Origin of the sequence: Urinicoccus massiliensis, from assembly GCF_900120405.1 — a bacterium.
GTDB lineage: Bacteria > Bacillota > Clostridia > Tissierellales > Peptoniphilaceae > Urinicoccus > Urinicoccus massiliensis.
This window is the reverse complement of the sequence record NZ_LT635492.1, coordinates 729,053-740,468: the sequence shown is the minus strand read 5'-3', so window position 1 is coordinate 740,468 and position 11,416 is coordinate 729,053. Positions and strand designations below refer to the sequence as shown.

Here is an 11,416-nt window from a genome sequence, read left to right as displayed (position 1 = left end):
TATGGAAAAAATTCTCGAAAAATTACAATGGCTTTGCCAGACCCCCAGCCCTACAGGCATGACCCGGGAAATCCTCCAGGGGATCCAAGACCGCTACCCCCAAGTAGCCTGGTCCAGGACCCGGAAGGGGACCCTCCTGGGGCAACTGCCGGGGAAGGGAAAAAAGATTGCCCTGGCCTGTCACATTGACACCCTGGGTTTGATGGTGCAAAAAATCAAGGACAATGGCCGTTTGGAAGTTACCACTTTGGGAGGCTTTCCTCTCAACTATGTGGAGCAGGAAAATGTCCTGGTCCATACCCTGGAAGGCAAGACCTATGAGGGAACGGTCCGCTTAAAGGACCCCGCTGTTCATGCCAGTAAGGATGCTGAATCGGCAAAAAGGGATGCCCAATCCATGGAAGTGGTTTTGGACTATCTTGTTGAGGACAAGAAGGCTGTCCAAGACCTGGGGATTTGCAACGGGGACTATATTTCCCTGGACCCCAGGTTTCGCCTGGCCGGAGATGGCTACATTAAAAGTCGCCACCTGGACGACAAGGCCTCTGCCGCCATCCTATTGACCCTAATAGACCATTGGGAGGACTTTGATCATCCCCCTGTAACCATGGTTTTTTCCTGCTATGAGGAAGTGGGCCACGGGGCTTGCGGCTTGGACCTGGATGTGGAGGACTTTATCGCTGTAGACATGGGAGTCATTGGGGAAAAGTTGGAGGCCAAGGAAACCGACGTCAGTATTTGTCGCAAGGATTCCAGCGGGCCCTATGACTATGACTTGACCAAGGACCTCATTGACCTGGCCAAGAAAGAGGGCCTGGACTTTGCCACAGATGTCTTTCCCTTTTACGGGTCTGATGCATCGGCAGCCCGGTCTTCCGGTTTAGATGCCCGTTTTGCCCTTATTGGTCCCGGAGTTTCTGCCAGCCATGGCTATGAAAGAACCCACAAAAGGGGACTAGAAAATACCTACCGGCTCCTTGAAGCCTATTTAAGGGCCCAAGGAGGTTGCTAAAAAAGTGGGATCAAGGTCCCACTTTTTTCAATCCAACATGAAGATAAAAATTACCAGACAAGGATCTGGTAAAAGTTTTGGAGGTCGTCTTGTATTTCATTCTTTTGGCCCTGGTCCTGGCAGGGCTTCTCATCTATCGGGAGAACCAGTCCCTGGCCCTAAGCCGCTATCAAATAAAAAGTAAAAAAATTAGCCGGTCTCTTAAGATTTGCCAGATATCGGACTTCCACAACCATGACCACAGGGGCTTTCAAGAAAAAGTCTACCGGGCCATCTGCCAGGAAGATCCAGACTATATTTTTTTGACAGGAGACCTGGTGGACAGCCGGAAGACCAAGCCAGAAGTTACTCTGAATTTCTTAAAAAGACTGGTGGTCCACTACCCCTGCTATTATGTAACTGGTAACCATGAACACCGGATCAAAGACCTGGAAAAAATCCACCAGGCCTACCGAGACTTGGGCATCCACATCCTGGACAATGAGTCCCTGGTCCTGGAAGAAGGGTTAGAGCTTCACGGTTTCCAAGATCCCCGGAGCCAGGGAAGGGGCCTGTCCAAAAAGGATATGGAAGACTACTACAGGAAGCTTTTGGACCAGGCCTCTTTTGACCCCCAGGCCTACCAGGTCCTTCTGGTCCACAGGCCAGACTTTTTGAGTCTCTTTGCCTCCTACCCTCTGGACCTGGTCCTTGCGGGCCACCTCCATGGAGGGCAAATCCGTCTGCCCATCCTGGGACCTCTTTTAAGCCCCTATGGAGAATTTTTTCCCCAGGGGGCCCAGGGGATGCAAAAATTAAAAGAAACCAGACAAATCACCAGCCGGGGCTTGGGAAATTCATCCTTTCCCATCCGGATCAACAACCCTCCGGACCTGGTGGTGGTTAGTCTGGAAAAAGAAAAATGACAGTCGTGAGACTGTCATTTTTTTTGCATCCATTTTTTTATTTTTCCAAAAAGTCCCAGGACCAGGAAGGCCGCCAGGGCTATTAAGACGACACTTCCTCCAGGTTTAATCCCGTAAAAATAGGAGGACAAGAGCCCCACCAACATATAGAGGGAGCCTAAAAGGACCGAGGTCAGGTAGACCTGCTTGTAGGACTTGGCAAATAAAAGAGCCGTAGCTGTGGGCAGGACAATGAGAGAAGAAATCATCAAGGCCCCCACTACCTTACAGGAAATGGCAATGGTGGCTGCCGACAGGATGGTAAAGAGGGTGTCAATTTGTCCTTCCTTGACTCCGTTAATCCGGGCCAGGATAGGGTCAATGGCCAGGGATAAAAGGGCCTGGTAGTAGTAGATACAAGAAAAAACCACCAGGACAAAACAGATGCTGATTAAGAGGGTGTCCAGGGAAGAAACCACAGTAATGGACCCAAAGAGGTAGGCGTCAAAGGAAGACCCACCCTTAGCAAAGTCTGAAAGGACAGAAGCCAGGGCCAGGCCTGTGGACATGACAATGGCTGTGGCCATGTCGCCAAATTGGGGGAATCTTTTCCGGATGGCGTTCATGGACAGGCCAGCAAAGACACAAAGGCAAAGGGCCCCAATGACCGGATCAATATTTAAAATCAAACCCAGGGCCACACCGGCCAGGGAGGAATGGGACAGGGCGTCGCCAATCATGGAAGTCTTCCGGTGGACCATAATCACCCCCAGAGAGGGGATCATAATGGACAGGAGGATGCCCACATAAAGGGCCTGGCGCATATAGGAAAATTGTAGCATTTCAACCATGGCTTAAGACCCCCCTACTTAGCATGTAAACTTGAGCATCCGGCAGGTTTTTAAAGTCCGGGTCATGGGTGACCATTAGGATGGTCAGGTCCCGGTCCCCTAGCAGCTGGGCCAAAAGTTCCTTAAAGGAAGCCAAGTGGTGGGAATCAATCCCCACTGTAGGCTCGTCTAAAATTAAAAGTCGGGGATTTTTCACCAGGGCCTGGGCAATAAAGACCCTCTGCCTCTGGCCGCCGGATAGGGTTTGGACTGGTTGGCTAGCCAGGGAGGCCAGGCCCAGATCCTCTAAAAGGTCCATGGCCCGGGCCTTGTTGGTCCTGCTGGGTTGCTTAAAAAAATTAAAGGATTGGTAGAGGCCCAAGAGGACATACTCCAAAACATTGATGGGGAAGGAGAGGTTGATTTGATCTCCCTGTTGGGGAACATAGGAAATGGAGGAAAGGTCCATATTTTTTGTGACTTCCCGGTCAAAAATTTTTATTTGCCCCTGGTAGGGCAAGAGGCCCAGGATGCACTTTAAGAGGGTGGACTTCCCGGACCCGTTTTCTCCCAGGAGCAGAGCCAGGTCTCCCTTTTGAACCTCCATAGATAGGTCTTTTAAAAGGTCCTGGTCCCCATAGGAAAAAGTTAAGTTTTTTATGCTGAGGGCTGTCATTGGCCTAGGCTTTCAGCAATGTTTTTCAGGTTCATTTCCATTAAGTCCTTGTAGTGGAGGTCTTGGCCGTCTTTTCCTGGCACCTTCATTTCCATGGTAGCCAGGGGGGCAGCTTCAATCTTGGCTTCTTTGGCAATGGCTTCTGCTCCCTTGGAGGGGCCGCCAAATTCGTAGAAGACTGTTTTGATGCCAAGTGTCTTACAGGTTGCAATGGCTTCTTGGATGGTTTTCAAGTCTGGTTCGGAAACAGAGGTAAGGCCTTGAAGGGGGTATTGTTCCAGACCAAAGTCCCGGGCCAGGTAGCCAAAGGCTTGGTGGGGAACGATAAAGGTCTTGTTTTTCTTTTGGGCAAAGACTTCCTTGTATTGGTCAAGAAGGTCCTTGAAGTCCTTGGAAAGGGCTTGGGCCCGGTCATTAACAGCAGCCTTCTTGTCGGGGTTCAATTCTCCCAGGGCCTGGTTAATCTTGTCCACATATTGGATGGCGTTGCTTAAAGATAAAAAGCTGTGGGGGTCGTTGGGACCATGATGGTGATGGTGGTGGCCTTCGTGGTCTTCTTCATGGTCGTGGTCTTCTTCTGCTTCGTCGTGGTGGTGGGCTTCTTCAGCCTCGTCGTGGTCATGGTCATGGGCTTCTTCAGCATCGTCATGGTCATGATCATGGTCTTCGTCAGCGTCGTCATGGTGGTGACTTGCCTTAATTAAATCCAAACCTTGGCTCAGGTCAAGAACCTTCAAGTCTGGCAGGGCTTCTTGAACCTTGGGTAGCCAAGCTTCCATTCCTGCCCCGTTGACAACTAAAAGGTCGGCTTGGGACAATTCCTTAATGTCCTTGGCAGAGGGTTCCCAGTCGTGGGCTTCCGCTTCCAGGGGCATAAAGGACCGAACGTCAAAGTCCGGGCCGGCCAGGCTTTGGGTTAAATCGTAAATGGGGAAAAAGGATGTATAGACAACTTGTTTAACTTCCTTGCTGGTGGTATCCATTTCTCCTGGATTATTGGCCGGAGCCTTTTGGCAGGCAGCCAGGGCAAAGACCGTTAAGACTAGAAGAAAACGGATGGATTTTTTTAACATAAAAAAACATCTCCTTTAATAGTATATTAATAGTATATATATTTGGTCAACGAACCTATTGTACCATTGAAGAAAGAAAAGTCAAGAGAATATATAGGAATGAATTGCAATAATTAAAAATATAAGAAAAAAATCTTTAAGATAAATTCTAAATAATATGATAATATCAACATATAAACAAATACTCATATTATTTACAGGAGAAAAATAAACAGGAATGAGTTTTAACTACATGATTATTTTCAGACCCCAAGGTCTGTGATATAATGAATCCATGGAGGATTTATGAAGCAATTAACCATTTTACAAGCCATCCAATCCAAGGAGACTTTTTCTCCGGATGTATGCAATAAAGAAAATATAGGTTTGGAAATTCAAGACTTTACAGAAGTCAACCTCTTCCAAGAAAACTTTGCCGACAGTCTCAATTATTATTTACAGGTGAGGGAAAAAATTAGGGGGCCCTTTGCCATCCACGGGGCCTTTATTGACTTAAAACCCTATTCCTATGACCGGGCCATCCAGGAGGCGTCCATGTTTAAGTATCGGATGAGCCTAAATATGGCGGTCTTGCTGGGGGCGGACTACTTGGTTTTTCATTCCCAAATCAACCCCTTTGTCCAAAGTTCTCTTTTGATGGACCTGGACCGGAAGGAAAACAAGAGGGTCTTTCATACCCTGATGGAGGAATTTTCATCCTTTAAGGGCTACCTGCTTTTAGAAAATGTCTACGAAGACGATCCCAGACGGCTCCGGGACCTGGTGGATGCCATTGACCATCCCAGGGTCCAGGTCAACCTGGACCTGGGCCACGCCCGACTGTCTAAAAAATTTTCCCTGGACCAGTGGTTTGACATCCTAGGAGACCGGATCCGCTACAGTCATGTCCATTGGAACAATGGGGAGATAGACCAGCACATGCCACCCGGTCCTGAGGAGAGGATTGAAATTTTGTCCCTCTTCCAAAGGCACGGGCTCAATGTACCCTTGAGCCTGGAGTATTTTCCTCGGGATATCTTAAAAGAAGTGGCCCTCTTCCAAGAGGCCATTGACCAGGGAGGACTGGACTATGTTTTATGAAGGAAATGTCTTAGAAGCCTCCTTTATCCACCGGGACAACCGCTTTATTGCCCGCTGCCTTTTAGGAGGCCAGGAGGTGGTGGTCCATGTACCCAACACTGGTCGCTGCCAGGAATTGTTGCTTAAGGGGGAGACTTGTTACCTCTTGGAAAGTCAAAACTCTAAGCGGAAAACCAAGTACAGCCTTATTGCCATTAACAAGGCTGGTCGCCTCATTAACCTGGATTCGGGAGCCCCCAACAAGCTGGTTAAGGAGGCAGGCCTGGCCGGGAAAATTCCCTTTATGGACCCGGCCAGCCTAAAAAGTGAGGTGACTTTCGGCCATAGTCGTTTAGACTTTGCTGACAAGGACAGTTACTTTGAAGTCAAGGGGGTGACCCTGGAGCGAAAAAACCGGGCGGCCTTTCCCGATGCCGTAACAGAAAGAGGGGCTCGCCACATCCAAGAATTGGTCCGGGCCCTAGACCTGGGCAAGAAGGCCCACTTGATTTTTGTCATCCAAATGGAAGGAGTTGACCTCTTTAGTCCCAACCAGGCCATGGATCCCTTTTTCGCCAAGACCCTGGAAGAGGCCATGGATAAGGGCCTGGGGGTCCACGCCTATGACTGCAAGGTCGGTCCTGGGGAAATCCATTTAAATAGGGAAGTGCCCATCCAGCTAGGAGTTGATTTTTATGCGTAAGGGAAAGATCCAAGACTTGGAAGCTGTAGAAAAAATTTACCAAGAGGCCAAGGCCCGGATGGCGGCAGAAGGCCTGGACCAGTGGCAGGGGGCCTATCCTTCTGGTCTTGATTTTTTGAAGGACCTGGAAGAGGACCAAGCCTATGTCTGGGAGGATGGGGGCCAAGTTATTGCCGTGGTGGCCTGTGTCCTGGGCCAAGAAAAAAATTATGAAAAAATTCAAGGGGCCTGGACTTTTAAAGGGTCCTATGTCACCATCCACCGGCTGGCCATTGGAGATGCCGGCCAGGGCCGGGGACTTTCCAATGGCATCTTCCAGGATATTGAATCCTATTTTGCCCAAAAGTTGTCCCTGGTTCGGATTGATACCCATAGGGAAAACAAGGCCATGCAGAGGATATTGAAGAAAAGAAACTACCGCTATGCCGGCGTCATCCAAGTAGCTGATGGAACGGACCGGGACGGATTTGAAAAAGAATTGAGGTAAAGATGAGTCGATTTATGTTGGCGGCCATGAATTCAAACAGTGGAAAAACCACCATGACCATGGCCCTTTTGGCAGCCTATAAAAAAATGCAGGTGGATATTCGAAGCTTTAAAACCGGTCCGGACTACATTGACCCCATGTTCCATGAAAAGATCTTGGGCTTGACTTCCAGCAACCTGGACCCCTATATGATGGAAGACGATCTTTTGATCCACCTCTTGACCAAAAATGCCGGAGACCTGTCCATTATTGAAGGGGTCATGGGCTATTATGATGGAATTTCAACCGGGTTTTCCTCTTCATCCTACGACCTGGCCCGGAGGACCAAGACTCCTGTGGTTTTGGTGGTCAAGCCCAAGGGCCTGGCAGCCACCCTGGCAGCCCTGGTCCAAGGGGTGCAAAATTTTCGCAAGGATGCCAACATCCAGGGGGTTTTACTCAATGGAGTGTCTCCCATGATGGCGGCCTATTATAAGAAGATTGTAGAAGACAATACAGGCATCCGGGTTTACGGCTACCTGCCCCTTTTTGAAGAGGGCTTGGAAAGTCGCCACCTGGGCCTCATTACAGCTGATGAAATTGAAAACCTCCAAGACCTGGTGGGAACTTACGGGGACCAGGCCTTGGAAAGTATAGACCTGGAAGGTCTTATGGCCCTGGGTCAAGGGGCTGGAGACTTAACAGACACCTATCCGGAAGTAAAAAAAATAGGCCAAGTTCGCTTGGCCCTGGCTCGAGACCGGGCCTTTTCCTTCTATTATAATGACGCCCTAGACTACTTGAGAGACCTGGGGGCGGATATTGTAGAATTTTCTCCCCTGGCCAACCAAGCCGTCCCCCAAGATGTCCAGGGAATCTACCTAGGGGGAGGTTATCCGGAACTCTATATGGAGGACTTGGAAAAAAACCAAGTCTTTTTAGAAAGTCTTCGAGACTGCCACAAGAAGGGGATGCCGATTTTTGCAGAGTGTGGTGGTTACATGACCCTCTTGGAGGGTTTTCAAGAGGGAGACCGGACCTACCAACTGGCCGGCCTAATTCCGGGCACCAGTCAAATGACGGGCAAGCTACAAAATTTTGGTTATATTGACCTGGTGGCCCAGGAAGACAACCTCCTGGCCCAAAAGGGAGACCACATCCGGGCCCATGAATTTCACTATTCCAAATCCACCAATCCTGGGGAAGTCTTCCAGGGCAAAAAGCCCCAAAGTCAAAGGGGCTGGTCCGCCATGGTCCAAGATGGCAACCTCTGCGCAGGCTACCCCCATATCCACTTGATGGCCAACCCCAAGGCGGCCCACCGCTTTGTGGAAGCCATGGAAAAATATAAGGAGATGAAGCAATGACCAAGGCACTGATGATTTTAGGAACCACATCCAATGCAGGAAAGAGTATTGTAACCGCCGGCCTGGCTAGGGTTTTTAAGAGAAGGGGCTACAGGGTGGCCCCCTTTAAGGCCCAAAACATGGCCCTAAATTCTTTTATAACCAAGGACGGATTTGAAATGGGCCGGGCCCAGGTGGTCCAGGCTGAAGCTGCAGGCATTGAGCCGGATGTCCGGATGAACCCCGTCCTCTTAAAACCCTCCAGCGACCGTAAGAGCCAGGTCATTGTCATGGGCAAGGTCTACAAGACCCTGGCGGCTCGAGACTACTATAAGGAAAAGGACAAGCTCTTTCCAAAAATTATAGAGGCCTTTGAATCCTTAAAAGAAGACTACGACCTCATCCTTTGCGAGGGGGCCGGGAGTCCGTCGGAAATCAACTTAAAAGACCAAGACATGGTCAACACGGGTTTTGCCAAAAAGACCCAAACCCCCTTTGTCATTGTAGGGGACATTGACCGAGGGGGAGTCTTTGCCTCCCTGGCAGGGACCATGCTCTTATTTGACCAGGAGGAAAGAGACCTGACCCGGGGCTTTATCATCAATAAGTTTCGGGGAGATCCATCGATTTTAGAACCGGGCCTGAGACAGTTGGAGGATATTACCAAGGTGCCGGTTTTGGGAGTCCTGCCCTATTTAGACATTGATATTGAAGATGAAGATTCTCTTTCAGACCACATGAACCGCTTTAGAAAAAGGGGCCGGGTCCAAATTGCCGTGGTTCGGATTCCAAGAATATCCAATGCTACAGACTTTCACGCCCTGTCTCTCCACCCAGATGTGGACCTGACCTATGTAACCAGCCCCCAAGAATTGGAAGAGGCAGACATGATTATCATTCCGGGATCCAAGTCCACCATGGATGACTTCAAGTGGATGAAGGAAAGGGGATTGGATAGCAAGATCCTCCAAAGAAAGACAGCAGGGGTGCCGATTTTTGGCATCTGTGGAGGCTATCAAATGCTGGGAGATTGGATGGAAGACCCCTATGGGGTGGAATCTGGAGGTCAATTAAGAGGCCTGGGCCTCTTGCCCATGACCACTGTTTTTTCCAAGGAAAAAACCACCGTCCAATGCCATGGAAGGATCAAGGACCTGGAAGGTTTTTACTCCTGCTGGTCGGGACTGGACTTTAAGGGCTATGAAATCCACATGGGCCAATCGGATTTAAGGGAGGGCCAAAGCCTCCATACAAATTCTTCAGAAAGTCAGGGGGCCTGCCAAGGGGCCGTTGCAGGAACCTATGTCCATGGATTTTTAGACCAAGGAGAAATTATTCAAAACTTGGTGGAAGCCCTTTTAAAGGAAAAAAATTTAGATCCCGGCAAAGAAAGTTTCGATTTTGCCGCCTATAAGGAGGAACAATTCGACAAATTAGCGGATGGTTTAGAGGAAGCCCTAGACATTGATGCCCTGGAAAAGATGATTTTTCAAGGATGACAACGCTTTATCAGAATAACAGAAAAAAGTATCCCAGAAATCCTTGAAAAGTCTTTACTTAATTTTAGAATTTAGGTATAATAGTAAAAACACCTACTAGAAGATAGATCTTTTAGTATGTTAAAGAAAAAAGGGGGAAAACTATGAAGAAACGCAATTTGAGAATTGTCACCATGTTATTGGCACTAGTAATGCTTGTAACAGCTTGCGGAGGCGGCGGTAAAGCCAACAACGCAGGTGGAGAAGCTGCAGGCGATAAGGCTGCAGAAGGAAAAATTTTACGTACAAACAACTCTTCTGAACCGGGAACCCTAGACCCGGCTTTAGCAACAGGTACTCACGACTCCTTCCCAATGCAACATATGTATGAAGGTCTTATGAAGTACAACGAAAAAGGTGAAATTGTTCAAGGCGTTGCCAAAGAAATGAAGGTTTCTGACGACGGTTTAACTTACACCTTTACCCTTCGGGACGATGCAAAATGGTCCGATGGAGACCCTGTAACTGCCCAAGACTTTGAATTTGCTTGGAAGAGGGTTTTAAATCCAGAAACAGCTAGTGAATATTCCTACCAACTTTATTATTTAAAGAATGGGGAAGCCTACAACAATGGAAAAGCTACTGTTGACCAAGTTGGGGTTAAGGCTCTTGACGACAAGACCCTGGAAGTAACTCTTGAATCACCAACTGAATACTTCCCAAGCCTAACTGCTTTCTACACCTACTATCCAGTACAAAAGAAAACAGTTGAAGCAAATCCGGATTGGGCAAAAGATCCCAAGAACGGTTTATTGGTATCCAATGGTGCCTTCAAGTGTGTTGATTGGAAACATAACGAAGCCATTGAACTTGTTAAAAACGACCAATACTACGATGCAGACAAGGTTAAGTTAGCTGGAATCCACTTTGATGTCATTGAAGACCAAAACACAGCTTGGCAAAGATATGAAGGTGGCGAATATGACTTCCTATACAATCCGCCAACTACCATTGTTCATAAGTTAAAACAAGAAAAGAATCCTGAATTAACAATTGCAGACCAATTGGCAACCTACTACTATGAAATCAATACAGAGAAAAAACCCTTGAACAATGCAAAGGTTCGTGAAGCTCTATCTCTAGCTATTGACCGTAAGTCCATTGTTGAAAACATCACCCAATCTGGCCAAGTTCCTGCTGAAGGAATGGTACCCTATGGTTTAAAAGATGATGCTGACAAGGACTTCCGTGAAGCCAACGGCAACCTAATTAAGATGGATGACAAAGAAGCAGTAAAACTTCTTGAAGAAGGTCTGGCAGAAGAAAATATGACCAAGGACGACTTGAATGGTCTGGTTATTGTTTACAACACCGATGAAAACCACAAGAAAATCGCCCAAGCAATTCAAGAAATGTGGAACTCCAAACTTGGTATTTCTATGAAACTTGAAAACATGGAATTCCAAACTCTAATTGACCGTCGTCGTCAAGGAGACTTCACAATTGCTCGTGCAGGTTGGGTTGGAGACTATGCAGACCCAATGACTATGCTTGACTTATTCACTACAGGAAACCCACAAAACAACTCCAGATGGGGAGATCCTGAATTTGACAAGTTAATCAAGACTGCAAAGACAGCTCTTGATTCTAAGGAACGTATGGATTCCATGAAGGAAGCTGAAAAAATCTTAATGAGAGACAAACCGGTTATTCCAGTATACTTCTATACTGCACCATATGTAACAAAACCAAATGTTAAGGGAATCTACACGACCATGATGAATCAACCATTCTTAACTTATGCAGAAATAACGGACGCAAAATAAAATCCGAATTTCATTGTAAAGATAAAGTAGAGAATCGCTTACCGATTCTCTACTTTACATTTA

Annotated in this window: 11 protein-coding genes; 8 read left to right on the top strand and 3 right to left on the bottom strand. The window is 47.7% G+C overall.

Annotation, left to right across the window (positions count from 1 at the left end; genetic code table 11):
* Position 1 precedes the first annotated feature (1 nt).
* The gene (locus tag BQ7400_RS03985; RefSeq protein WP_072469552.1) at positions 2-1,012 is read left to right on the top strand and encodes a M42 family metallopeptidase; all 1,011 of its coding nucleotides are present in this window, start codon (positions 2-4) and stop codon (positions 1,010-1,012) included.
* Between the two features lie 89 nt (positions 1,013-1,101).
* Positions 1,102-1,917: a metallophosphoesterase gene (locus tag BQ7400_RS03980; protein ID WP_072469551.1), complete on the top strand. Its 816-nt coding sequence runs from the start codon at positions 1,102-1,104 to the stop codon at positions 1,915-1,917.
* 14 nt (positions 1,918-1,931) lie between these two features.
* Here the strand turns inward: BQ7400_RS03980 and BQ7400_RS03975 are convergent, their stop codons facing one another.
* Genes BQ7400_RS03975 through BQ7400_RS03965 form a run of 3 tightly spaced genes read right to left on the bottom strand, consistent with a single transcriptional unit; the run spans position 1,932 to position 4,475 of the window.
* Positions 1,932-2,738, bottom strand: coding sequence for a metal ABC transporter permease (locus BQ7400_RS03975; RefSeq protein ID WP_072469662.1), 807 nt, complete (start codon positions 2,736-2,738; stop codon positions 1,932-1,934).
* Position 2,739: 1 nt separating this feature from the next.
* On the bottom strand, positions 2,740-3,402 hold the full coding sequence (locus BQ7400_RS03970; RefSeq protein WP_072469550.1) for a metal ABC transporter ATP-binding protein: 663 nt from the start codon (positions 3,400-3,402) through the stop codon (positions 2,740-2,742).
* Positions 3,399-4,475, bottom strand: coding sequence for a metal ABC transporter substrate-binding protein (locus BQ7400_RS03965; RefSeq protein ID WP_072469549.1), 1,077 nt, complete (start codon positions 4,473-4,475; stop codon positions 3,399-3,401). The genes BQ7400_RS03970 and BQ7400_RS03965 overlap by 4 nt, the downstream gene beginning before the upstream one ends.
* A 285-nt stretch (positions 4,476-4,760) precedes the next feature.
* On the opposite strand from BQ7400_RS03965, the gene BQ7400_RS03960 reads away from it, so the two are divergent.
* From BQ7400_RS03960 to BQ7400_RS03935, 6 genes are all read left to right on the top strand, one after another.
* Positions 4,761-5,555 (top strand): sugar phosphate isomerase/epimerase family protein, encoded by a 795-nt coding sequence (locus tag BQ7400_RS03960; RefSeq protein WP_072469548.1) that lies wholly within the window; start codon positions 4,761-4,763, stop codon positions 5,553-5,555.
* A complete protein-coding gene (gene sfsA / locus BQ7400_RS03955) occupies positions 5,545-6,237 on the top strand; it encodes a DNA/RNA nuclease SfsA (protein ID WP_072469547.1) in 693 nt (230 codons plus the stop codon). Before BQ7400_RS03960 ends, sfsA begins: the two co-directional genes overlap by 11 nt.
* Complete coding sequence (locus BQ7400_RS03950) at positions 6,230-6,724, top strand: GNAT family N-acetyltransferase (protein WP_072469546.1); 495 nt, start codon at positions 6,230-6,232, stop codon at positions 6,722-6,724. The genes sfsA and BQ7400_RS03950 overlap by 8 nt, the downstream gene beginning before the upstream one ends.
* 2 nt (positions 6,725-6,726) lie before the next feature.
* Positions 6,727-8,070, top strand: coding sequence for a cobyrinic acid a,c-diamide synthase CobB (locus BQ7400_RS03945; RefSeq protein WP_083553265.1), 1,344 nt, complete (start codon positions 6,727-6,729; stop codon positions 8,068-8,070).
* Positions 8,067-9,548, top strand: coding sequence for a cobyric acid synthase (locus tag BQ7400_RS03940; protein WP_072469544.1), 1,482 nt, complete (start codon positions 8,067-8,069; stop codon positions 9,546-9,548). Before BQ7400_RS03945 ends, BQ7400_RS03940 begins: the two co-directional genes overlap by 4 nt.
* Positions 9,549-9,691: 143 nt before the next feature.
* On the top strand, positions 9,692-11,353 hold the full coding sequence (locus BQ7400_RS03935) for a peptide ABC transporter substrate-binding protein (RefSeq protein WP_034438798.1): 1,662 nt from the start codon (positions 9,692-9,694) through the stop codon (positions 11,351-11,353).
* Positions 11,354-11,416 lie beyond the last annotated feature (63 nt).